This is a genomic window from Streptomyces sp. CA-288835, from assembly GCF_050936385.1.
Classification (GTDB): domain Bacteria; phylum Actinomycetota; class Actinomycetes; order Streptomycetales; family Streptomycetaceae; genus Streptomyces.
In genome coordinates, this window is the sequence record NZ_JBNJMW010000001.1 from 1 (window position 1) to 21,773 (window position 21,773).

Sequence of the window (21,773 nt, forward strand, 5' to 3'; positions counted from 1 at the left end):
AACTACCCGTCGAAGTCACCCTCGCCTGATCGCAGCGGCCCATCCGCACGGCGGCTCACGAAGGTGGGCACGAGCCCAAGGGCCAGCCCCTCATGTTTGTTGTCAAGCGAACTCCGTCTCGAGGATTGCAACGATGACCGATTTCAGGTTGGCGAAGCCGTGCTCGACGGCGGCGCGTTCGCGGTTGAGCAGGCGGTTCGCTTCTCTCTCCGCGTCGGTGAGCTGGTGGTTGCGGGTGGCCTTGCGGCCGGTGATGATCACCGGGTGGTCGTCGGGGTCGTCGTCCAGGCCGACGAGTCCGAGATCGGCCAGGGCTCCGAGACCGGCCTCGCGCAGGTGTCCGGTGATCTTGTTGTGGCGGGCGGTGGTGATCTCGCTGGACCGGCCCGGCTTCGCCGCCGGGATCCAGATCACGTTGCCTTGCTCGTCGGTCAGCGCGAGAAACAGCAGGCCATGGGACTTGTGTTTGCCGCTGTAGTTCTTCCGGTTGTCCTTCCCGGTGCGGCGCCGGGTGCGGATGAGGGTGCCGCCCAGCAGGACCACGACCCCGCCGGCACGGGCGATCTTCTTCAGCGCGCGGTCCAGGCGCGGGGCGCGGGCGAACAGCAGGCGGATCACTTCCATCACCCAGCGGCGCACGGTGGAGGCGGAGACCGCGTTGCCGCCGGCCATGTCGGCAAGACGCTGGTCGTGACGGAGCACGGCGAGCACGATGACCGCCTGGGTCCCGGAACTGACCTTGCGCCAGCGGGTTTGCGCAGCTGGCCACGGACCGGCTCGACCTTGCCCGGCGTGAGCTCCCGACCCAGCATCCCAGCGACGTCCTTGGCCATCACCGGACCCTCCGCCCCGGCCACGATCTCCATGATCCGCCGATACTCCGGGGTCAGGGACTCCACCCCCATCCCCTCGGACCGGTCCGGCACCAGACGCATCCCGCCCGCACCCGGCCCCGCCACGACACGCTCCGGCTCCGGCTCCGGCTCCGGCTCCGGCTCCACGATGCCCGACGACCGACGTCCACCATCGGTTGCCTCGGCCCACTGCCCGAACACCACCTCGGCTGCTTCCAGCCGGGCCAACTGCGACTCGATCCCGGACAGTTCCTTGCGGAGCAGCTCAGCCCGTCCTTCCAGCTCAAGCCGTTGCTGGACCGTCCATGTCAGCACATCCGTCATACACACCTCCCACCAGGAGGCTATGCAGCGGCCCGCTGCCCCGGCCCCGGGAATCCCAGAGGCCGCCCGTGACGGACGATCACGTGCTAACGATCTCTCGCCCGACCAGCACGAGAACCCCGCGGAGACCTCACACCAGCCCTGCTGACCAGCGGAAATCAGGATGGCAGATCTTCATTGCTCCGACGGACGGAAGGCAACGACGTTGTCTGGGACCTGCGAGCGGGGCGCCGACTGGCTTTGCTGGTCGGTCAGGACCGCGGCGGCGAGGGTGAGACGGGTGACTAGCTCCCGCAGTTCCTTGATCTCCCTTCGCTGGTTCGAGACGGTCTCTTTGAGCTTGACCACGGACTCGCGCAGTCGGCGCTCCGCCTCGGGGACTTGCTGCGCTTCGGTGCGTACCCGTTCGTAGAATTCGTTCTTCAGATCCGCGTGCCGCTTCATCAGCGCCATGCGGTGGACGTCTGCCTCGACGGCGAGGGCCGCGATGGTGAGACTCCCGTTGGAAGCGGTGGCCTGCCCGGCCAGGAGGCGGTCCATCGCCTCGCGGATGCGCGTGCGCTCGTCGGTGGGTTGCTCGGTCATCTCAGGACCTCGGCGGTCTCGGCAGTGGCGGCGTGGGTAACGGCGGCCTGGCGGAGTCGGGCGGCGTGGGCCCGCAGCCGGTTGCCGATGTGCATGGGTGCATGCGCGGCGAGCTGGTCGATCTCGTCGGCACGATCACGCAGTTGACTGGCATGAGTGTCGGTGCGGGCCATGTTTCCGCAGCCCGCCCGGCAGTCGACCACATTCGGCGAGGTCGCGTTCGCTGCCGGTTCGCACAATGCCGTCTCGCGCTTGAATGCGCAGATCAGGAGGGCGTCGGAGTTGTCGAACAGGACAATGCCGTCCCGAGCGAGATAGGCGGCCGCCTTCCTCGCGAACGTGGAGGGGACGATGCGGCCCTCGAAGTGCGGGGCTTGGGTCGCGCCGGTGACAGCGCGACGGGCCGCCGGTCCCGAGATCTTCTCACCGGCGGCCATGCGGTCACGAAGACGCGCGGCGGTGTCGGCCGCGGCAAGGGCTGTCTCGACATCGAGCACCCCGTGGATGCCCCGGCGGCCGAGGGCTCCGTAGCCGGTGGATGTGCGTGCATCCAGGACGGTGCGCATGTGGCCGTACTGGATGGCGAGGGCGATCAGCCCGCCCGGGCGGCGGGCGATGTGCCAGGCCAGCGTACGTCTGAACCGGGCCATGCCGAGCTCACCGTGCGGGTCCTGGGGGATGGCCTGTTCCGGAAGGCCCTGGGCGACGGCTTCGCGGTTGGCCCAGGCGACGAAGCTGTCGATGCGGCGGTTCAGAGTCCCGTTCTTCAGCGCCCCCTGGTGGGCTTTGACCCCCTGGAAGTCGTGATGGGCGGCGCTGAAAAGGAGCTCCCCTTCGGGGACGATGCGCTCAAGGATGCGAATCGAGCGGACGACAGGGGCGATGGCGACCCAGGGGACCTCCCGCTCGACGCCGGCGGAGATGTGGTGGCCGTCGTCGTTGGTGACCTCCTTGTAGTGATGGCTGCGGATGAGGTGGCGTCCAGGGGCGCCGTCGGGTCGGGGCGCCGGGTCAGGGCAACACCCGGAGCGCAAGCCTTGCGCTTCCTGCGGCCGCATGCCGGTCAGATAGAGGATGATGATCATGGCGGCCGTGCCGAGGTGCTTCATCAGGTCGGCGGCCTCATTGAAGTCGAGGCTCTGGCGCCAGGGGCGTCCGGCGACCTGGCCGGTAACCGGAACGTCCAGTGGGCATGGGCCGGGCCGGTACGCGGCCAGGTTGGTCAACCCGTGCTGCTTCTTGAAGCGATCGACCTGGCCGAGGCTGGCACCGGTGGTTGCGGCGATGAAAGCGCGGGCCAGGGTGTGGCCACCGTCGCATCCTGTGCTGGGTATCGGGGCTCCGGAGGTGATGAGGGGCAGCAGGGTCTCCTCAATTCGGGCGCGTCCCGCGGGGGTGGAGGTGCTGGCGGAAGCGATGCTGAGCAGCCGGCGCCGTTCGGTCCAGGCGGCCAGGATGTCCTCGGCGAGGTCGTCGACCATGCGGCCGGCCCAGACCAGCAGTGGGCCGATGACCTGCGGGTCCAAGGGTTCGGTGGTGTTCTCACGGCCGCCTTCAACGGTGGCGGAGGGCAGGTAGTCGTCGACGCCCTCGGTGTCCCAGGGAGGTCGGGGGATCCCCGAGGGGTGGGCAGCGAGTTGGTCGTAGGCCCATAGGTCGGTCAGTCGGGCGAGGACCTTCTCGGAGTAATCGCGTGTGATGCCGCTCTGCCAGCGCTCCGTGGTGTATGCGCTCCACCACTCGTCGGTAAAAGCGCCGAGGTCGGACATGCCGCGCTCGTGCGCCCAGTGCGCAAGGCGGATCCACTCGCGGCAGGTCTCCAGGATGTCGTCGGCGGAGCCGCGGGTCCGTGCGCGGTGTCCGCGGGTCTGGACAACGGTGGGTCGCAGCTCGCCGTTGATCATGATCCAGGCTGGCAGCTTCAACTGGCCGCGCAGCCCGATCGGGCACCTGCTCCAATGGATTTTGGAGAGTGTGGCGCCCGGATTGTCGATGAGTGGCGCCAAGGGCCAGACCGCATCAGCGTAGCGGCCGTTGGGGTGCCGGTTGCCGGCGCTGATCCACCGGTCCAGCACGACGGGGGAATCCGGCGTCGGCATGGGCAGCACGTACGGGTCGACTTCATCGACGAGGGCGGAGGTCACGAGGCCAGCTCTCCCTTCAGTAGGAGCGCGACGACCGTGCGGTCCCGGTCGCTGACCTGGGCCAGCGCAGCATTCCAGGTGGCTGGGCCCACTCTGTCGCGCATGTCGTTCAGGCGTAGCAGGTGGTCGTGCCAGCGCGCCGCCCAGGTGTGATCGGGCAGCACCGAGCGCAGGCTCATCAGTTGCTGATGCAGATGGGCTAGGCGGGGGTGGTGACCGGGGTGGACATGGGCGTTGCCGCAGGCCAGGCAGAGTAGGAAGTCCGCTGCGCAGCCCCCGTCCGGGGCGGGCCAGGGGCTGGTGGTGTCGTCCTCGCAATCGGCCGTCGCGGTCTCGTGATGCGCGGGGTTCGGCTCACGTGCGAGGTGTCCGCCGAAGACGGTTGCCTGCGCTTGCTGGAGTGCTTCGTGGGCGCCGGCTTCGAAGACTGCTTGGGATGCTCGCTGGACACGCTGGTCGGGCAGCACGTAGACGCTCTCGTGGGTGCCCTGGGTGTGCTGCATGGGTCTGCCCTCGCGGGTGACCGTCGTGCGCCTGGTGCGTTGGAACGGCGATCCGCTCAGCCCGTGGCTTCGAGCCCAGCTGGTGGCGTCGACACGGGAGACACCGAAGACCAGCGGGCCGATGCGCGGTGGGCGATCCAGATCGCGGCGCTCGCGCCCGACTTGTTGCAGGCGTGCGGTCATCAGCAGGTCGGTGCCGGGGGCCAGCTTCGCGGCGAGCGCGCGGCCGTGTGCGGTGGCGTCCAGGGCCTGTGTGATCAGACGTCCCGGGGAGGCGGCTCCCGAGTCGGTGATGTTCTCCGTGCTGAACCACCGGCCCGCCCCGGGTCGCCGCTTCTCCACCTGCACCAGGTATGTCACCGTCGTCCTCTCGCCAACCGACGGCGCCCGGCTGGGCGCGGGCATGCGGTCGTAGACGGACAGATTCCAGGCAAAGCGGTCGGTCAGCAGTACGGCCAGGGCAGTCAGCTCGTGCCGGGTCAAGAACAGCCGTCCCCAGGTTCGTTCGACGCCGCCCCCGCCGAGGAGACCACGGTGCCTCAGGTTGGTCAGCCCATCGCTCCGCCGTGCGCGGGGCACGTCTCCGGTGCACGCGATCACGTCGAGGACCTGGCCGAGCTGCGCTTCACGGCTGCCTTCGGGCAGTTGCCCGAGCCGCCAGCGCTCCAGCACGATGGTGTTGTCCCGGATGCGCATCCAAGCGGCGCGGAACTGGCGCTGCGCGGTGAGCAGCACTTGCTCGCGTTCCGCATCCTCGTACGACTGCTTGCTCGGCGTTCCCTGTGGCACCCGGCGGGCGAGCTCTTCCGCCACTTGACCGGTGCGCAGCCTCGGGTCCGCGCGCAGCAGGACCCGAATCGTGGCCAGCGTGAGCCTGCCCGTGTTGGTCTTGATGTTCCGCTCGCGCCAGCGTTTCAGGGCGGCGGCGGTCAGGCCGTCGAGATCCTCAGGCGGGTTGTCCAGGCGGGAAAGGAAGCGCACGAAGACCAGCAGTTGGTTCCAGTAGTGGTCGGCGGAGGAGTGGCTCGTCCACCGACGGGACTGGGCAGCAAAGAGCGCGGCCAGCGAGTGCCGCATACGCTCTGGGGCGGGCAGCTTCGCGAAGTCGAACTCCTTCTTCTCGCCGGCCTTGTTGCCTACCGTCACTACCAGTCCGTCCCGGGGACGCGGCGGTCCGGTGCGATAGCCGGCCGGCGGCAACACGGCCCTCCGTCCCCGCCCGCTCATCCACTCACCCCGAGCAGCGTGTCGACGTCCTGGATGCCGGCCGTCTCCCGAGCCAGCCGGGTGAACACGTCGTCGATGCCCTCGCCTCCCACCGCGCCCTGGCCGTCGGTGATCTCAGCAGTGGCGAGGATGGACTCCAGCTGGAGGTGCGCGACGGGCGCGAGGTAGTGGCGCTTGGTCACCTCCACGTCCGCGTGCCCGAGGAGGGTCTTCACCAACCACCAGGGGTCACCGAACAGCAGCGCGAAGTCCCGCCGGTCGGCCGCGGTGAGCCCGTAGCGTGTCTCCATGAGCTGGTTCAGCACGATGAGCATGTAGAGCGCGAATGAGTGCCGCGCGGCGTGAGGGGTCGCGTAGGGACTCTTCCCGCGGACCTCTGCCAGCCGCAGCTCCCGCTTGACCACCCGCTCCACCGGCGCGAGCAGCACCTCGTCGCAACGCAGATTCGCGCTCCTGAACACGCCGTTCCACCGGCCCGGGAGCATCGGCAGCCCTTGCTCGGTCAGCCACAACCAGGCCGGCTCGGGCCCTTCCGGCCCATCCAGGAAGAGCCACTGACGCTCCCGCCAGCCCAACAGACCAAGCTCTCGGCCCCCAGCGACGCCGTCCCGGTCTACCCACTCGACCTTCGGCTTCGGGCCACGGGTCACTTTCGTGAGCAGCCGAATCTCAGGCAGCCGCTCGTAGCGGCCCGCGGCCTGAGCGCGCCTTACTGCCCAGGCCCGCTCGGACGCCACATACGCTTCGACCTGACCGACCGCATCGACCGAGGCGTAGAAGACTCGCCCGCACTTCGACCTGGTGACGGCGCCCGCGACACGGCCGTGGCAGTACCGGCCGGAGCGAAGCCGCTGGGTCGGAACCTCGAACGTCAGCAGCGACCCGCCCTCCTGCCGGCGAAGTCCGGAACTAAGACCGTGTCCTACGTGGTGAGGCGGACGTTGAGCTGTACATGGGGCGGGGTACGTGGAGTTGGATTGTTCCGGACGGGCTGTGGGAGATCGCGAAGCCGTTGATCCCGCCGTCGAGGGTGCGGCCGCAGGGCGGCGGAACACAGGACACGCCTGATGAGACACTGTTCGCGGCCATCATCTACGTCCTGGTCAGCGGCTGCGCCTGGCGCCAACTGCCGCCCTGCTTCGGGATATCGAAGTCGACCGCTCACCGCCGGTTCCTGATCTGGTCGAGGGCCGGTGTCTGGGGTCGCCTACACGAAGCCGTGCTGTATCGCCTCGACGACGCCGGCCTCATCGACGTCACCCGCGTCGTCCTCGACACCGCCCACGTCAGGGCTAAAAAGGGGGCGAACACACAGGCCCGAGCCCCGTGGACCGGGGTAAGCCGGGTTCCAAGATGCACGTCCTGTCGGACGCGAACGGACTGCCCCTCATCGTCGGCATCTCGGCCGCCAACACCCACGACAGCGAAGGGCTGAAGCCCATGATCGAGGGTCACCAAACGAGACACGACCCCCACCGCGGCCGGTACTTCAAGCCCCAGCGCCTACACGCAGACAAAGCCTACGACCGCGCCGACCTGCGCAGATGGCTCCGATGGAAGCGAATCGGAGTACGCATCGCCCGGAAAGGCATCGAATCCAGCGAACGCTTGGGGCGTCGGAGGTGGGTGATCGAGCGCACGATGTCATGGCTGTCCGGCTACCGCAGACTCAGTCCACGCTACGAGCGCCAGCCCCGCAACTACCTGGCATTTCTCGGACTTGCCGCCGCCCTCTGCTGCTACAAGCGCCTCGTCCGCCTCACCACGTAGGACACGGTCTTAGGCGCCCTTGGCCTCCAGGGCCTTGGCCGTCGAAAAGTCGGCGTCAACAGGTCAGCGCACCGTGCGCCGCTGGATGGCCGCATCCAACGTCCGGCGGTCAGTCGGACGGCGGCAGCAGTCTCCTCATCAACGCCTCCTCAAGCTCGCGCAGGATGGTGTCGTCATCGACAAAGGAATGCGGCAGGGTGTGCCAGAGGGCGAACTGACCGTGCAGGCCGGTCCACAGCAGGACCCCCAGCGTGTCGGCCTCCTCGCGTTGCTCGGGACAGGCTGCGGCGAGGTACTGGTCAACGGCATCGGTCCACGCGATCAGCACCCGGTCGAGCGGATGCCCGGTGGCGCGCCGGTCCTCCGCCGAAGTCTGCTGCTCCAGGCTGAACATGAGCCGATAGCGGCGGGGATTGTCGACGGCGAACCCGCGGTAGGTGCCCACGATGGCGCGCAGGACACCCCATGCGTCGGCACCGGCCTCGGCGGCCGCGCTTCCGGCCTCGCGCATGGTCGACGCCAGCGCGGCGTACCGGGCATCGAGCACCGTCCGCACCAGGTCGGTCTTGTCGTTGAAGTGCAGGTAGATACTGGGCGCGGCGATGCCCAGCTCGCGGGCGATGCCACGCAGAGACAGGGCGTCCTCGCGACCGGACTCCTCCAGGATGCGGGTCGCCGTGTCCAGGATGTCCTGCCGGAGGCGCTCCCCTTCACCCTGCCGGTAGGGCACACGCCGCCTCCGGGGTGCCGAGTCCACGCTTCCTCCTCCGTACCCCGCCGGTTGCGACCGGGCTTTCATCATCGGCCACCCACGGCTTACCACAGTTTTTACTGTATGTATTACCGTAATGGCGTGTAGACTGCCGGTCAAGGCAGCTCCGGCACCGTCGAGCACGGAGCGAAGGTGCTGACCGAAGTTGCGTACCAAGACCAGCCACGCTATTTATTTTACGTTAAATTCAACACTTCGAGGGGCGCGTTATGAGCCTGAGAATGCAGCGGCTGTGCGTATGGTGCGGACCCGGACTGATACTGATCTTTATGATCGGCTTCTTGTTCGTCGCGGGTCTGGTTCCGCCACCATCACCGAACCTGGGCGCATCCGAGGTGGCGCGCTTCTACACCGAGCACCAGACGCGGATACAGATCGGCCTCATCATCTCCATGATCGGCTCCGGGCTCGCCTTCCCGTGGGCGGCTGTCATCAGCGTGCAGATGCGGCGCATCGAGGGCCGGCGGTCGCCTCTCGCAGCCACACAGCTCACCGCTGGTGGAGTCCTGTGCCTGCTCCTCGTGTTCCCGATGTTCGCCCTGTCCGCGGCGGCGTACCGGCCGGCGGACCGCTCGCCCGAGATCACCCAGGCCCTCAACGACCTCGGCTGGCTTCCCTTGGTCGGCTTTGTGGCCCCGCCGGTAGTCCAGGTCATCGCCATCGCGCTCGCCGTATTCAGCGACAAGAGCGCCGAGCCCGTCTTCCCCCGGTGGGTGGGCTACTTCAGCCTGTGGTGCGCGGTACTGCTCACGCCCGGCATCCTCGTCATCGTCTTCCACACCGGACCTTTCGCGTGGAACGGCATCTTCGCCTTCTGGCTGCCCCTCACCGTATTGGGGACCTGGTTCTTCGTGATGACCGTGCCGCTGCTCCAGGCCATCAAACAGCAGGAACGCGAGCAAGAGAGCAAACAATCGGCTGCTTCGGCGCCGCTCAGCCCGGCGGGCACGTGACAGCCGGATGCCCCGCACTACGACCTGTTCGGCGACCCAGCCCCGCGACCCACGTCATGTCCCCGGCGAGGAAGGACTGTGGCTCTTGCTCCTGGGCGACATGGTGGTCTTCGCCGTGTTCTTCGGGTCCTACCTCGTCCAGCTGGGCAAACACCCACAGATGTTCGCCACCTCCCAGCAGGAATTGAGTCAGTCCTACGGCGTCCTGAACACGCTCGTTCTACTGGCCAGTTCCCTGCTGGTCGCCCTCGGCGTCCGAGCCGTGCGCGCCGGTGCCGCGGCCGTCGCACCGTGGTTGTTCGCAGGCGCCATCAGTTGCGGCCTCACCTTTGCGGCAATCAAGTTCCTTGAGTACAGAGACAAGTTTACGTCCGGAATCGGGCCCAATACCAACGACTTCTTCATGTACTACTTCGTCCTCACCGGAGTGCACTTCTTCCATGTCGTGCTCGGGCTGGGCGTACTCACCGTCATTGCCGTGAAGTCGCGGGGACGCCAGATCTCGTCCGGCCGGTTCACGTTCATTGAAGGCGGCTCCTGTTTCTGGCACGTGGTCGATCTGCTGTGGATCGTCCTGTTCTCCCTGCTGTACCTCGTGAAGTGAGGGAATCCCGATGAGCAGACCGCGCCTCACCCGGCTTACCGTTGTCTGGCTCGTCCTGGTCGCCGCGACACTGCTTTCATGGTACTTCGGCGCCGGCCACGGCATCGGTTCCTCCCCTACCGCAACCGCCCTCGTCCTCGTCATCGCTTTCGCCAAGGTGCGCCTGATCGGCTTGGATTTCATGGAGCTCCGAGCCGCTCCGATCTGGCTGCGCGCCACATTCGAGGGCTACTGCGCCCTGGTGTGCGGAACTCTCCTCGCGCTGTATTTCATGGCGTGATCCCTGGGGAGGTACAGGCTCAATCAGGTGAAGGTCCTCATGCGATGACCGTACCGACCGATGTTCGGGCGAGCGCCTCCGTCGAGAGCTGATGGCGGTCGGGTTCGACACGCGGCCTGCGAATTGTCCGGCCCGGCCTGACAGACATGGCCGTGTTCGTAGCTTCGCGGCCGCGCAGCAGTTCTACGAATGCGAACAGCATGCCGCGCAAACACACCGCCACCGATGGCGATGGCGATGGCGATGGCGATGGCCAAGAGCAGCACATTGGTCTCGGCGCAGGATCAGCAACCAGCGCACCCGAGCAACCTCACTGCCGCCGGACAGGTGGAACAGCTGTCGAAGAATCGGGATGCAGCGGTCATAACGATGCGGCAGAACGTCACTCAGGGCCTTCGGGCTCGATCTGCCCGGTGGGGGAGGGTGAGGGTCGCGCTGACCAGCATCTCAAGCCTTGGGCGCCGCTGCGCCGCTGCGCCGGGCCACCACTTTCCAAGCTGGGGCGCCTTCAGCCACAGGTTCCTCGACCACTGGCACGAGGAGGCGCGCCGCGCTCCACGGCGGCCGGCTCTCCGTGCACGTCGAGGCTCGCTCGCGCTGCTGCGCTGCTGTCGAAGGCCAGGAGGGGCACATTTAATTTAATGTAAGCTAAAATCTACTCTGTCGACTGCGGTGCAGGAGCAAGGTCTTGGTGCTACCCCTGTTGGAACAGCCCGACGACTGGACCGAACCCGGCGCCCACGCCGTCGTGGACCATGTGTACCGCATCCCCCTGGCACTGCCCGTGGACGGATTGGCGGCGGTCAACGTCTACGTGATCGAGGATCCCGGCGGGCTGATACTGATCGACTCGGGCTGGGCCAGGCCCGAGACCGAGAAGGCACTGGTCGAGGCACTGCAGAGTCTCGGACACCGGCTCGGGGACATTGACCAGATCATCGTGACCCACGCCCACTGGGACCACTACACCCAGGCACTGGCGCTCCGCGAGTCGCTCGGCACCCGCGTGCGGATCGGCTGGGAGGAACGTCATTCGATCGAGGACTTCGACCTGGCGGACGGGAGCTACCCCCGGCAGGCCGTCCTGCTGCGCGCGTGCGGCGCCCCCGAACTGGCGGCCCGAGTGGAGGCGATGACGGCCGAGCCGCACGAGCTGGACATGCCGTTCGGCCCTCCGGACGCGTGGCTGAAGGACGGCGAGCGGATCGTCCTGGCTGACCGCCGCCTGGACGTGCTGGCCACACCCGGCCACACCCGCGGTCATGTGGTGCTCAGAGATCCCTTGGGCGGTCTGCTGTTCTCCGGGGACCATGTGCTGCCGCACATCACGCCGTCCCTGGGGTTCGAGCGGTCGCCGGAGAGGCATCCCCTGCGGTCCTATCTCGCCTCTCTGCGCCTGGTGCGAGGGATGCCGGACGCCCTGCTGCTGCCCGCCCACGGGCCGGTGACAAGAAGTGTCCACACCCGGGTGGACGAACTGATCGCGCATCATGAGGAACGCCTGGACGAGGTGGTACGCCAGGTGGCGTCCGGGGCCGACACGGCCTACGCGGTGGCGCGCGCGCTGCCATGGACCCGTCGTCTGCGCCGGCTCGACGACCTGCCGCTCGTCCACCAGATGACAGCCGTACTGGAGATCGACGCCCACCTGGACGTACTGGCCGGGCAGGGCGCGGTCACATGGCGGGACGTTGAGGGAACTCGGCGGTTCGCCCCGGCCGGTTGAGCAACCGTCCGGGGCGGGCTGACCTCTCGGTCAGGCCAGTACGACGACGTACCGCCAGTCCAGGACGTCGCGCGGCGGCTCGTCGGCGAGGGTGGCGTGGACCTTCGACCGCAGGTGCACCAGCCCGCCGTGGCCGTCCAGCGCGTGCTTGCGCTCGACGGTGACGGTGCTGTGCAGGGTGTCGCTCTCGTGCACGGGGCCCAGGTGGTCGCAGCCGTGCCAGCCGGCCACGGTGACGATGGACGGCAGAGCCCGGGCGGCCTGCGCGAGGGCCACGCCGATCGTGTGGCCGCCGTAGACCAGCCTTTGCCCGCCCGCCGCGCGCCGGTCATGATGCGCCTTGGCCACGTTGAGCGTGAGCCGGGCGAGCTCAGGGGCGCTCGACACGACGTCTCCGCCACCGACTTCCCAGACGCTGCCCTCGGTGATCTCGCCGAACCGGGGTCCGGCGACGCGCTCCGCGAACCGGTCGAGCCGCCACCCCGCCGCGACCGCGGCGAGCGCGTCACTGTCGGGCGGGTCGCCGACGGCGTCCAGGTCGGCGGCGTGGCCGGTGCGCGCGTCCGGGTCGCGGAGGGGCAGCATGGCGCACCGCCAGAAGTCCAGTACCGGGCGGCCGTGCTGGTCCGTGGTGATGATGCGAAGGGCCGCCAGGCCGGTCGGCCGGCGGCCTTCGCGGCTGCTGTTCTGGCGCAGCGCCACCACGTGCGTGGAGGTACTCAGGGTGTCGCCGATGAGGGGTGCGCGCCGCAGCACCAGCCCGCGGTAGAAGAGATTTGCCTTCACATGGTGGGTCGCCACCGTGGACTGGCCGATCGCCACATCCCAGACCAGGGCCGGATGCGCGAGGGGAGCCTGCCCGGTCACCGCCAGGCTCAGCTCCGCGTCCAACGGTAGAGCGAGCCGGTCCCCCACGATCGCCTGATGGGCCGCCGCGTGGCCGGCGGTGAGCGTCATCGACGGTGCGCCGCCGAAGACCTGACCGACCGTCAGCTCGTCGAAGTACGGCCCCTCGGCCGTGTGTGCCGCGCTCATACCCGCGATCCTCCCGCCTTCGCCAGCACACGTCGTGCCGCCGACGCCACGGCCTCGTCGACCATCCGGCCGTCGAGGGTGACCGCGCCCTGGGCTCGCTCGTGGCCCTCCCGCAGGGCGGCCAGAACCGCCCGTGCCCGCGTCACCTCGTCCGCCGAGGGCGTGAACGCCTCGTCACTGCCTGGATCTGGCGCGGGTGGATGACCCACTTGCCGTCGAAGCCCAGCGGCGCGGCGCACGCTCTCGGTGAACCGCTCGTCGGCCGCCACCTCGAGGTACGGCCCGTCCACGGCCGCCAGGCCGGCACTGCGGGCGGCTGTCAAGACGGTGTCCTGCGCCCACAGCCAGGTCTCGGCCGGGATGTCGGCCGCGCGGCCGAGCGAGGCCGCCAGGTCGGCGTAGCCGATGATCAGGGTGGTCAGACGGGAGGTGGCCGCCACGATCTCGCGCAGGTTGGCCAGGCCGGCCGCCGTCTCGATCAGCGCCTGTACGGTGACCGGCTCGACGCATCCGGCGGCAGCCTCCGCCCCGTCCAGCAGCCGGTCCACGAAGGCCAGGTCCCCGGCCGATTCCACCTTGGGCAGCACGATCGACGCCGTGCCACCCTGACGCACGCAGGCGATCACGTCAGCGTGGCACCACGGAGTCCGCGGCGCGTTGACCCGTACCGCGATCCGCGGGCCGATCTCCGCCCTCCGACCCAACCAGGAGGCCACGAGGTCCCGCGCGCCGTCCTTGCCGGCCGGAGGCACCGCGTCCTCAAGGTCGAGCACGATCTCGTCCGCCCCGGATCCGGCCGCCTTCGCGATCTTGCGGCCGTCCGACCCCGGCACCGACAGACACGACCTGAGCGCTCCCGCCGGATTGTCCTCAGCCATCCGAGCCCCTCTCCCATTTAATTTAATTTCGACTATAATCCGGTTGGACGCCAGACCGGTAGCCGAGCGAGGAGAGCCCGCATGTCCATCCTTTCCGACGAGGAACAGGCCGTCGTCGACATCGTCAGGGAGTTCGTCGACCGGGATGTGCGGCCGGTGGTGCGGGAGCTCGAGCACGCCAACGAGTACCCCGAGAAGCTGATCGACCAGATGAAGGCACTCGGCGTCTACGGCCTCGCCATCCCCGAGCCCTACGGCGAGGCACCCGTGTCCACCTCCTGCTATGTCGGAGTGACCGAGCAGCTGGCCCGGGGCTGGATGAGCCTGGCCGGGGCCATGGGCGGGCACACGGTGGTCGCCAAGCTGCTTCTGGCCTTCGGCACCGACGAGCAGAAGGACCGCTACCTGCCGAGGATGGCGACCGGCGAAATCCGGGCCACGATGGCCCTGACCGAGCCGGGCGGCGGCTCCGACCTCCAGGCGATGGGCACCACCGCCCGCCGCCGGCCGGACGGCGGCTATGTCATCAGCGGCACCAAGACCTGGATCAGCAACGCCCGCCGCTCGCAGCTCATCGCGCTGCTGTGCAAGACCGACCCCGGCGCGTCACCCCGGCACAAGGGCATCAGCATCCTGCTGGTCGAGCACGGCCCGGGGCTCACCGTCTCCCGGGACCTGCCCAAGCTCGGCTACAAGGGAGTGGAGAGCTGCGAGCTCTCCTTCGACGGCTACCACGCGCCCGCCGACGCGGTACTGGGCGCAGTGGAGGGAGACGGCTTCGCCCAGATGATGAAGGGCCTGGAGATCGGCCGGATTCAGGTGGCCTCCCGGGCGCTCGGAGTCGGGCAGGCGGCCTTCGACGACGCGCTGGCTTACGCCCAGGAGCGCGAGAGTTTCGGCAAGCCGATCTGGAAGCACCAGTCGATCGGCAACTATCTCGCCGACATGGCCACCAAGCTCACCGCGGCCCGCCAGTTGGTGCTGCATGCCGCAGAACGGTTCGACTCCGGGCGCCGCTGCGACATGGAGGCCGGGATGGCGAAACTCTTCGCCTCCGAGACCGCGATGGAGATCGCACTCAACGCCGTACGGATCCACGGCGGTTACGGATACTCCACGGAGTACGACGTCGAACGTTACTTCCGGGACGCGCCCTTGATGATCGTCGGCGAGGGCACCAACGAGATCCAGCGCAATGTCATCGCCGCCCAGCTGATCAGCCGGGGAGGCCTGGTGTAGGGGCTGTGTACGCCCCTGCCTCGCGCAAGAACGACGAGGCGTTCGTTCAACAACACGCTGGAGAACACCCTTGGCGTCAAGAGCCGGTACGCGAAGCGCCGGACCGGCCGGGGATCCCGACTGGAGGACGATGTGAAACTGTCGATGCTGCTGTCCAGGTACACCGGTGACCCGGTGGAGACGGCCGGGCTGGTGCGCGAACTGGAGTCCGCGGGCCTGGACATGGTGTGGGTACCAGAAGCCTACGGCTTCGACGCGATGTCGCTCGTCGGCTACCTCGCCGCGATCACCGACCGGATCCAGATCGGCACCGGCATCGTCAATGTCTTCAGCCGCACCCCCACCCTGCTGGCCATGAGCGCCGCCGGCGCGGACAGCCTGTCCCGCGGCCGGTTCACCCTCGGGCTCGGTGCTTCCGGACCGCAGGTCATCGAGGGTTTCCACGGCGTGCCGTTCGAGCAGCCGATGCGACGGATCACAGAGACCATCGAGATCTGCCGCAGCGTGTGGCGGCGGCAGGAAGCCCTGACCCACGACGGCAAGGTCTTCCAACTCCCGCTGCCCGCCGACCGCGGAACAGGGCTCGGCAAGCCGCTGCGCCTGATCAACCACCCGTACCGCAACCGCATCCCCATCTATTGGGCGTCGCTGATGGAGCGCTCGCTGCAGGCGACGGCCGAAGTGGCCGACGGCTGGCAGTCGTTCTTCTTCATGCCTGAGGGCGCAGCGAAGGTCTTCGGGCCGGCGCTCGCCGCGGGCAGCGCCCGGCGCTCCCCGAACCTGGCCCCGCTGGACGTCGTCGCCGGCGGTCCGGTCGCCGTCGGCGAGAACCTGCCGGTCGACGACCTGCTGGACCAGGAGCGGCCGATGGTCGCCCGGTACATCGGCGGCATGGGTGCCCGCGGCAAGAACTTCTACAACGACCTGGCCTGCCGGTACGGCTTCGAAGCCGAGGCGAAGACCATCCAGGACCTCTACCTCGACGGGAAGAAGCGGGAAGCCGAGGCCGCAGTCCCCCGGGAATGGCTGGTCCGGACCACGATGATCGGGCCGCCCGGCTATGTCGCGGAGCGGATCCACGCCTACCGTGAGGCCGGGGTGACCACCCTGAACCTGGACCCGGTCGGAACGGACCCGGCCGGAACGGTCAAAGCGGTACGTCACCTCGTGGACGACATGGGCAGCCCCGTACAGCCAGTCCCGGACGGACAATGACACACACCGCACGTCAGCGCCACGACAGGTCACACCTATAATTGATTCATGCCTAAAAAAACCGCGAGCAAGCCGCCTGCTGAGCCCAATGACTCCAAGGCGGCACGCACGCGAGAGCGCATCCTGGACGCTGCGGCCCACGTCCTCAGCCGCAAAGGGTACGCGGGGACCCGACTGAGCGATGTGGCCGAGCAGGCCCAGATCCAGGCTCCGGCCATCTACTACTACTTCTCGTCCAGAGAAGTGCTGATCGAAGAGGTCATGTGGGTCGGCGTGGCCCGGATGCGGGAGCACCTCGTGAAGGCACTCGACGCGCTTCCGGCAGACGCCGGCCCCATGGACCGCATCGACACGGCCGTCGAGGAACACCTGCGCTATCAGCTGGCGATCTCGGACTTCGCCACCGCCGCGATCAGGAACGCGGGCCAACTCCCCGAGGACATCCGCACTCGGCAGCTCGCCGAGGAGGCCCAGTACGGGGACGTGTGGCGCACCCTCATCCAGGACGCCCAGAAGGCGGGCGAACTGCGCGCCGACCTCGAACCCCGGGTCTCCCGCATGCTCGTCCTGGGCGCCCTGAATTGGGCCGCCGAATGGTGGAACCCCCGCCAGGGCTCGCTGGACGTCGTCGTCCGCACCGCGCAGTCACTCGTACGTCATGGGCTGGGGGTTGCGGCCGTGCAGGAACAGGGCGCCGCGCAGCCGACAACGAAGGGCCGGACGCGGCGTACGGCCGCCACGCCCTCCCGAGCGGTCCGCGGCGCCTAGACCGCGGCTGTCTGTACGGCGGCCCCCGACGTCAGCAGCGCTTCGGCATCGCCGACGCCCCACGCCTTGAGCACGTCGGCGGTGTGCAGGCCGGGCACCGGCGGGGGTGATCCGAGGGTGGTGGGCGAGCGGGAGAAGCGTGGTGCGGGAGCGGGCTGCAGGACGCCGTCGTGCTCCACGACCGTGCCGCGGGCCTTGAGGTGCGGGTGGCCGGCGGCTTCGCGCAGGCTCATCACCGGTGCCACGCAGGCGTCCGACGCCGAGAACGCCTGTGCCCACTCGCTCTGAGTGCGGCCGGTGAACGCCCCGGCGATGCGCTCGCGCAGCAGCGGCCACCGGGTGCGGTCGTGCTGAGCTGCCGGGTCCTCGTCGAGGCCGAGGACGACGAGCAGTTCGGCATAGAACTTCGGCTCCAGTGCGCCGACCGCCATGTGGCGGCCGTCGGAGGTCTCGTACACCGCATAGAACGGCGCTCCGCCGTCCACGAGGTTGACGCCCCGCTCGTCCTGCCACGTCCCGGTCGCCAGCATCATGTGGGTCCCGGCCAGCAGATGGGCGGTGCCGTCCACAATGGCGGCGTCGACGACCTGTCCCCTGCCGGTGCGGTCGGCTTCACGCAGCGCCGCGAGGACGCCTATGACGAGGTAGGTTCCGCCGCCGCCGAAGTCGCCGAGCAGATTGAGCGGAATCTGCGGCGGTCCGCCGGAGCTGCCGATCGCGTGCAGGGCACCGGTCAGGGCGATGTATCCGATGTCGTGCCCGGCCAGCTGGGCCATCGGCCCATCGGGAATCTACGGCCTGCAGATCGGCGAGGAATACGGCGGCGCCGGCGAGTCGGACTACCGCTACCGCATGGTCGTCTGCGAGGAGATCGCCCGCGTCCACACGCTGTCCTTCGGCCTCACCGTCGCCCTGCAGGACGACCTGGTACTGCACTATCTGCTGGACCTGACCACGGACGAACAGAAGCGGCGCTGGCTGCCCGGCTTCGCCCGCGGTGAAACCATCGGCGCGCTCGCGATGACCGAACCGGGCACCGGCAGCGACCTGCGGGGCATCCGCACCTCGGCCCGTCCCGATGGCGACGACTGGATCCTGAACGGCCAGAAGACCTTCATCTCCAGCGGAATCATGGCCGACCTGGTGATCGTCGCCGCGCGCACGGACCCCGACGCCGGGTCGCGCGGTTTCAGCCTCATGGTGGTTGAGCGGGACATGCCGGGCTTCACCCGCGGCCGGAAGCTGGACAAGATCGGCCTGCCCGGCCAGGACACCGCCGAGCTGTACTTCGAAGAGGTGCGCGTGCCTGCCGCCAACCTGCTCGGCTCCCCCGGAGAGGGGCTGCCGCAGCTCATGAGCCACCTGCCCAGGGAGCGGCTCGGCGTGACCGCCACAGCCATCGCCACCAGCCGGGCGATATTCGACCTCACCCGCGACTACTGCTTCGACCGACGGGCATTCGGCAAGCCCATCGGCGACTTGCAGCACATCCGCTTCGAACTCGCCGAGATGGCCACCGAGCTCGACATCGCGGAGGCCTATGTCGACCGCTCGGTGCGCGCCTACAACGCGGGGGAGCTGACCGCCGTGGACGCCGCCAAGGGCAAGTGGTTCGTCAGCGAACTGCAAAAGCGCGTCATCGACCGATGCCTGCAACTGCACGGCGGCTACGGCTATATGACCGAATACCCGGTCGCCCGTGCCTTCGTCGACACAAGGATCCAGACGATCTACGGCGGCACCACCGAGATCATGAAGGAGATCATCGGACGCGACCTGGCCGGGTGAGGCTGCTTGTCCACGGGCCCACGACGTCGCGGGGGCCCGGTACAACCGCCGGCGTTGGCCCCGGTCCTGCCGGAATCGGGTGCCACACCCGTGGTAGCTCTGACCGCCCAGGATGCCACCGCGTGCTGGGCGACCCACCCCAGCAGGTGAACAGCGCCGGGGACACGTCAGGGCGTCCCATGTGGGTGTTCGTGGATCCAGGACAGGCCTCCGAGGTCGAGGCGGGTGCGGGTGCGGGTGACGGCGACGTAGGCGAGGCGGGCCTCTCCGTCGTCGATGGGTGCGGGTACGGCCTGGCCCGCGTCGTCGTGCTGGTCGGGGTCCTGGGGCGGGGTGAAGTCGTCCGCGATCTTCACGCCGGGCCATTCGCGGCCTTTAGCCTTGTGGGCGGTCGAGACGGTCACCTGGGCGTGCTGCTCGGGGGCGAGTTGAGCGACGGCGGTGAGGATGGCGTCGGTGCCGTGCGTGTCGACGAGGTCGACCAGGGGCTGCAGGTCGCGGCCGGCCGGGTCGTGGGCGGCGTAGTCCTGCAGTTCGCCCCAGGAGGGGAACAGGAGAAGTTCGGGGTGGGTGGTGCGGCGGCCTTCTTTCAGGTCGCGGGCGGCGAGTGCCAGGGCGCGCAGGCTGTCTCCTCCCCCGGCCAGCGCCACCCGGCATCCGGCGGTCATCAGGCCCATGACGTGGGACATGGCGCCGACGTTGGTGCGGCACAGCACCGCGTCGGGCCGGGTGAGGGGGCCGAGTTCGGTGGGTACGGTCTCGGTGCCGGTCAGGCGGAGGGGGGCGTCGGCCAGGTGCAGCCAGCGGTTGGCTTCCTCGGCGAGGTGGGGGCCGAAGCGGAAGGACTGGGAGAGGGTGAGCTGGGTGCCGTCGAAGCCGGTCATGATGTCCTTGGCGCCGCGCCAGTGGTAGATGGCCTGGGCGGAGTCGCCGACCATGACGAGCTGGGCGTGGTCGCGGTGGCTGAGGAAGATGTGTTCGACGACGGGGTTGGTGTCCTGGGCCTCGTCCAGCAGCAGGAAGTCGGCGTCGATCCTGGGCTGGGTGAGGGCCCACATTTTCAGGTAGTGGTCGTGGTCGAAGCGGACCGCGCCGTCGTCGGGGTTGTGCAGGTCGCTCCAGGCTTTGCGGGCGAAGGGCACGATGTGGGCGGCGAGTTGGGTGTGGAGATCGTTGTTCTCCAGGCCGCGCAGGCGGGGCACGTGGTGGCGGGTGATGGCCTCATCGGCGGTGTGACAGAAGCGGGCCACGGTGCGCAGCAGGGTGTGGCAGAGGGCTCTTTGGGAGATGTCGCGCTCTGCGATGCGGATGGCCTTGGTGACGCCGAGGGCCTGGCCGGTCTGCCAGGCCGGGCGGCGGGGTGCGTTCAGGCGGCGGGTGTAGCGGTGGCCGATGGCCGCGTAGGCAAGGGCGTGCGCGGTCTTGCACTGGACGGTGTTCGGGAAGCGGGTTCGTGCGTCCTGGGCGATGGCCCGGTTGAAGGCGAGGTAGCGGCCGCGGCGGGTGGTGGTGCGGGCGAGGAGGGCGAGGGTGGTGGTCTTCCCGGTGCCGGCGCCTGCCTGCAGGGCGAGGTGGTCGCCGGCGTGGAAGGCGTCGGCTGCTGCCGTCTGTTCGTCGGTCGGTTTCATGGCGTGGGCCTCTCGGGGAGCCGGGTGAGCGCGTGCCCGACGGCGGACAGCAGGTAGGCGGGGGTGGTATGGGCCCGCATCTGGCCCACCGCGTGGTCGAGGCGGTCGATCTCCTGGTCGGCGTGCTCGGCCAGGGCCCGGTGCAGGGCCAGTTCCACGTACCGCTCCGGGGTCTGCTGCGCGCGGCGGGCATCGGCTGTGAGGACAGCGTGCGCGGCGGGCGGGAAGACGACATTGAGCAGCACCTTGTGGTCTGCGTCCGGGTAGTGCGTGGTGATCACGTCGATCGGCAGCCGTGCGCCGAGCCGGTGGCGCAGCCGGCGGGCGGCCCGGTGGGGGGTCTTGGCAGATACGAGGGCCATCAGACGGGTGGCGTCGTGGTTGGCGGCGAGCGGCAGCACGCGGGCGGCGCGGAGCAGGGCTGCCGGGCACAGGGGGCGGGTGAGCACGATTTCCAGGGCGTGATGCGGCATCGTCATCCCCTGCCGTGTCGGCGGGCCGGGGGTTGGGGCAGGCGGGTGTGGATGTGCGCCGCGTGCAGGAGGGCGTCGAAGGGCTGCCATCCGGCCAGGGCGAGGTCGGCGACGCCGGGGGCGGCGGCATGTGCGGGGCAGTGCTGCGCGCGCCAGCGCAGTTGCTCGCTGTAGGGGAGGTGGCCCAGGTCGTAGACGGCCATCAGGGTGTCGGGCAGGGCGAGTTGACCTCGCTGGGGGCCGGTGGGCAGCAGTCTCCAGGTCCCGGCCGGGCTGGTGGTGGCAAGGACCGGGTTGGCGCAGTGGTGACGGTGGCGGGTCTGGGCCACGCAGCGCAGGCCCTCGACGGGGCGCTCGGCAAGGTAGCGGCACAGCAGCATCTGCACGACGGGGTGGTCAGGTCCGTCGGCGTCGGCGGCCGGTGCGCCGCCGCTTGAGGGCAGGGCAGGGGTGAAGGCGCCGGTGTCGGTCAGGCGGCGGGTACGGACGGCGAGTTGGCGGCGGAGCGCCTCGAGGCAGGGGCTGGGTCGGCAGGTGGGGGTGCGGCGCGGGCAGAGCACGGCGTGCGGGATGCGGCACCAGGCGCTGCCGTCGCCGTGCGGGTGGGCGATGCCGCCGCTCAGGTGCCAGCGGCAGGATTCGGGGACGTGGGCGGCGGTCAGTTCGGTGGGGTGCAGGGCGATGGGCCGCTGGTCGGTGCGCGGGTAGAGGTCGATGCGGTTGCCGCAGTGGCGGCAGCGGCCGTGTTGGCCTGCGCGCAGCAGGCGGCTGGGGCTGGTGGCGGTCACCCGCAGGGGGCGGGGGCGGTGGGTGACGCGGGGGCTGCCGTCCCAGTGTCGGCCGGCAGGGGCGGGAGTGGGGCACATGGCAGGGACCGTGCCAGGCGACACGCAGGCGCGAGCAACGTGTCGGAGGGATTTCCCACGGCCAGCCCAACAATCCCGCACACATGAGCGTCATTGCGGATGGTTGTTCTATGCCTGATGCCTGATCGGGTGATTCATGAC

21 protein-coding genes are annotated in these 21,773 nt (G+C 69.1%); 9 read left to right on the forward strand and 12 right to left on the reverse strand.

Annotated features, from left to right (window positions below):
• Positions 1 to 102 precede the first annotated feature (102 nt).
• The 5 genes from ACQEVY_RS00005 to ACQEVY_RS00025 all read right to left on the reverse strand — a co-directional run bounded on the left by ACQEVY_RS00005 (position 103) and on the right by ACQEVY_RS00025 (position 6,374).
• Positions 103 to 702, reverse strand: coding sequence for a transposase family protein (locus tag ACQEVY_RS00005; RefSeq protein ID WP_210582035.1), 600 nt, complete (start codon positions 700 to 702; stop codon positions 103 to 105).
• Between the two features lie 650 nt (positions 703 to 1,352).
• Positions 1,353 to 1,763: a hypothetical protein gene (locus tag ACQEVY_RS00010; RefSeq protein WP_069757853.1), complete on the reverse strand. Its 411-nt coding sequence runs from the start codon at positions 1,761 to 1,763 to the stop codon at positions 1,353 to 1,355.
• Positions 1,760 to 3,907 (reverse strand): integrase, encoded by a 2,148-nt coding sequence (locus ACQEVY_RS00015; RefSeq protein WP_432943446.1) that lies wholly within the window; start codon positions 3,905 to 3,907, stop codon positions 1,760 to 1,762. Before ACQEVY_RS00015 ends, ACQEVY_RS00010 begins: the two co-directional genes overlap by 4 nt.
• Positions 3,904 to 5,556: a hypothetical protein gene (locus ACQEVY_RS00020; protein ID WP_432943448.1), complete on the reverse strand. Its 1,653-nt coding sequence runs from the start codon at positions 5,554 to 5,556 to the stop codon at positions 3,904 to 3,906. The genes ACQEVY_RS00015 and ACQEVY_RS00020 overlap by 4 nt, the downstream gene beginning before the upstream one ends.
• A 77-nt stretch (positions 5,557 to 5,633) precedes the next feature.
• Entirely contained in the window at positions 5,634 to 6,374 is a 741-nt protein-coding gene (locus ACQEVY_RS00025; protein WP_432943450.1) for a hypothetical protein, read from the reverse strand.
• A gap of 215 nt (positions 6,375 to 6,589) precedes the next feature.
• On the opposite strand from ACQEVY_RS00025, the gene ACQEVY_RS00030 reads away from it, so the two are divergent.
• A protein-coding gene (locus tag ACQEVY_RS00030; protein ID WP_386350741.1) for an IS5 family transposase occupies positions 6,590 to 7,407 on the forward strand; the annotation gives its coding sequence in 2 pieces (ribosomal slippage) (positions 6,590 to 6,932 and positions 6,932 to 7,407; 819 coding nt in all).
• 109 nt (positions 7,408 to 7,516) lie between these two features.
• Here the strand turns inward: ACQEVY_RS00030 and ACQEVY_RS00035 are convergent.
• The gene (locus tag ACQEVY_RS00035) at positions 7,517 to 8,164 is read right to left on the reverse strand and encodes a TetR/AcrR family transcriptional regulator (RefSeq protein WP_432943453.1); all 648 of its coding nucleotides are present in this window, start codon (positions 8,162 to 8,164) and stop codon (positions 7,517 to 7,519) included.
• 284 nt (positions 8,165 to 8,448) lie between these two features.
• Here ACQEVY_RS00035 and ACQEVY_RS00040 point away from each other — a divergent pair, with 284 nt between their 5' ends.
• The 4 genes from ACQEVY_RS00040 (at position 8,449) to ACQEVY_RS00055 (ending at position 11,742) form a co-directional block, all read left to right on the forward strand.
• A complete protein-coding gene (locus ACQEVY_RS00040; RefSeq protein ID WP_432943455.1) occupies positions 8,449 to 9,132 on the forward strand; it encodes a hypothetical protein in 684 nt (227 codons plus the stop codon).
• A gap of 100 nt (positions 9,133 to 9,232) precedes the next feature.
• Positions 9,233 to 9,736: a cytochrome c oxidase subunit 3 gene (locus ACQEVY_RS00045; RefSeq protein WP_432943457.1), complete on the forward strand. Its 504-nt coding sequence runs from the start codon at positions 9,233 to 9,235 to the stop codon at positions 9,734 to 9,736.
• 10 nt (positions 9,737 to 9,746) lie between these two features.
• Positions 9,747 to 10,016 (forward strand): cytochrome C oxidase subunit IV family protein, encoded by a 270-nt coding sequence (locus ACQEVY_RS00050; protein ID WP_053744028.1) that lies wholly within the window; start codon positions 9,747 to 9,749, stop codon positions 10,014 to 10,016.
• Positions 10,017 to 10,707: 691 nt separating this feature from the next.
• Positions 10,708 to 11,742: an MBL fold metallo-hydrolase gene (locus tag ACQEVY_RS00055; protein ID WP_432954985.1), complete on the forward strand. Its 1,035-nt coding sequence runs from the start codon at positions 10,708 to 10,710 to the stop codon at positions 11,740 to 11,742.
• Positions 11,743 to 11,772: 30 nt separating this feature from the next.
• Here ACQEVY_RS00055 and ACQEVY_RS00060 read toward each other — a convergent pair whose 3' ends face one another.
• Together ACQEVY_RS00060 and ACQEVY_RS00065 are read right to left on the reverse strand one after the other, a co-directional pair.
• Positions 11,773 to 12,777 (reverse strand): MaoC family dehydratase, encoded by a 1,005-nt coding sequence (locus ACQEVY_RS00060; RefSeq protein ID WP_432943459.1) that lies wholly within the window; start codon positions 12,775 to 12,777, stop codon positions 11,773 to 11,775.
• Complete coding sequence (locus tag ACQEVY_RS00065) at positions 12,774 to 13,655, reverse strand: HpcH/HpaI aldolase/citrate lyase family protein (RefSeq protein WP_432943461.1); 882 nt, start codon at positions 13,653 to 13,655, stop codon at positions 12,774 to 12,776. Before ACQEVY_RS00065 ends, ACQEVY_RS00060 begins: the two co-directional genes overlap by 4 nt.
• Positions 13,656 to 13,736: 81 nt before the next feature.
• On the opposite strand from ACQEVY_RS00065, the gene ACQEVY_RS00070 reads away from it, so the two are divergent.
• The 3 genes from ACQEVY_RS00070 to ACQEVY_RS00080 all read left to right on the forward strand — a co-directional run bounded on the left by ACQEVY_RS00070 (position 13,737) and on the right by ACQEVY_RS00080 (position 16,877).
• A complete protein-coding gene (locus ACQEVY_RS00070) occupies positions 13,737 to 14,894 on the forward strand; it encodes an acyl-CoA dehydrogenase family protein (protein ID WP_053744024.1) in 1,158 nt (385 codons plus the stop codon).
• Between the two features lie 132 nt (positions 14,895 to 15,026).
• Positions 15,027 to 16,109, forward strand: a complete 1,083-nt coding sequence (locus tag ACQEVY_RS00075) for an LLM class F420-dependent oxidoreductase (protein WP_432943464.1) — start codon at positions 15,027 to 15,029, stop codon at positions 16,107 to 16,109.
• A 48-nt stretch (positions 16,110 to 16,157) separates the two neighbouring features.
• Entirely contained in the window at positions 16,158 to 16,877 is a 720-nt protein-coding gene (locus ACQEVY_RS00080; RefSeq protein ID WP_328841837.1) for a TetR/AcrR family transcriptional regulator, read from the forward strand.
• Here ACQEVY_RS00080 and ACQEVY_RS00085 read toward each other — a convergent pair.
• Positions 16,874 to 17,653 (reverse strand): CoA transferase, encoded by a 780-nt coding sequence (locus ACQEVY_RS00085; protein WP_432943466.1) that lies wholly within the window; start codon positions 17,651 to 17,653, stop codon positions 16,874 to 16,876. The genes ACQEVY_RS00080 and ACQEVY_RS00085 overlap by 4 nt on opposite strands.
• Here ACQEVY_RS00085 and ACQEVY_RS00090 point away from each other — a divergent pair.
• Positions 17,628 to 18,665 (forward strand): acyl-CoA dehydrogenase family protein, encoded by a 1,038-nt coding sequence (locus ACQEVY_RS00090; protein WP_229878017.1) that lies wholly within the window; start codon positions 17,628 to 17,630, stop codon positions 18,663 to 18,665. The two genes, ACQEVY_RS00085 and ACQEVY_RS00090, sit on opposite strands and share 26 nt — an antisense overlap.
• A gap of 167 nt (positions 18,666 to 18,832) precedes the next feature.
• On the opposite strand, the gene ACQEVY_RS00095 is transcribed toward ACQEVY_RS00090, so the two are convergent.
• From ACQEVY_RS00095 to ACQEVY_RS00105, 3 genes are read right to left on the reverse strand one after another with little or no spacing between them, the layout of a single operon-like run.
• Positions 18,833 to 20,293: a UvrD-helicase domain-containing protein gene (locus tag ACQEVY_RS00095; RefSeq protein ID WP_053744021.1), complete on the reverse strand. Its 1,461-nt coding sequence runs from the start codon at positions 20,291 to 20,293 to the stop codon at positions 18,833 to 18,835.
• Positions 20,290 to 20,772: a hypothetical protein gene (locus tag ACQEVY_RS00100; RefSeq protein ID WP_432943469.1), complete on the reverse strand. Its 483-nt coding sequence runs from the start codon at positions 20,770 to 20,772 to the stop codon at positions 20,290 to 20,292. The genes ACQEVY_RS00095 and ACQEVY_RS00100 overlap by 4 nt, the downstream gene beginning before the upstream one ends.
• Positions 20,769 to 21,632: a DUF6083 domain-containing protein gene (locus ACQEVY_RS00105; RefSeq protein ID WP_053744019.1), complete on the reverse strand. Its 864-nt coding sequence runs from the start codon at positions 21,630 to 21,632 to the stop codon at positions 20,769 to 20,771. The genes ACQEVY_RS00100 and ACQEVY_RS00105 overlap by 4 nt, the downstream gene beginning before the upstream one ends.
• Positions 21,633 to 21,773: the final 141 nt, after the last annotated feature.

Coding starts and splice junctions, on each gene's coding strand:
- ACQEVY_RS00010 (WP_069757853.1), bottom strand. CDS start 1,763: ATGACCGAGCAACCCACCGACGAGCGCACGCGCATCCGCGAGGCGATG.
- ACQEVY_RS00040 (WP_432943455.1), top strand. CDS start 8,449: ATGATCGGCTTCTTGTTCGTCGCGGGTCTGGTTCCGCCACCATCACCG.
- ACQEVY_RS00045 (WP_432943457.1), top strand. CDS start 9,233: ATGGTGGTCTTCGCCGTGTTCTTCGGGTCCTACCTCGTCCAGCTGGGC.
- ACQEVY_RS00050 (WP_053744028.1), top strand. CDS start 9,747: ATGAGCAGACCGCGCCTCACCCGGCTTACCGTTGTCTGGCTCGTCCTG.
- ACQEVY_RS00060 (WP_432943459.1), bottom strand. CDS start 12,777: ATGAGCGCGGCACACACGGCCGAGGGGCCGTACTTCGACGAGCTGACG.
- ACQEVY_RS00065 (WP_432943461.1), bottom strand. CDS start 13,655: ATGGCTGAGGACAATCCGGCGGGAGCGCTCAGGTCGTGTCTGTCGGTG.
- ACQEVY_RS00070 (WP_053744024.1), top strand. CDS start 13,737: ATGTCCATCCTTTCCGACGAGGAACAGGCCGTCGTCGACATCGTCAGG.
- ACQEVY_RS00080 (WP_328841837.1), top strand. CDS start 16,158: ATGCCTAAAAAAACCGCGAGCAAGCCGCCTGCTGAGCCCAATGACTCC.
- ACQEVY_RS00090 (WP_229878017.1), top strand. CDS start 17,628: ATGTCGTGCCCGGCCAGCTGGGCCATCGGCCCATCGGGAATCTACGGC.
- ACQEVY_RS00085 (WP_432943466.1), bottom strand. CDS start 17,653: ATGGCCCAGCTGGCCGGGCACGACATCGGATACATCGCCCTGACCGGT.
- ACQEVY_RS00095 (WP_053744021.1), bottom strand. CDS start 20,293: ATGAAACCGACCGACGAACAGACGGCAGCAGCCGACGCCTTCCACGCC.
- ACQEVY_RS00100 (WP_432943469.1), bottom strand. CDS start 20,772: ATGACGATGCCGCATCACGCCCTGGAAATCGTGCTCACCCGCCCCCTG.
- ACQEVY_RS00105 (WP_053744019.1), bottom strand. CDS start 21,632: ATGTGCCCCACTCCCGCCCCTGCCGGCCGACACTGGGACGGCAGCCCC.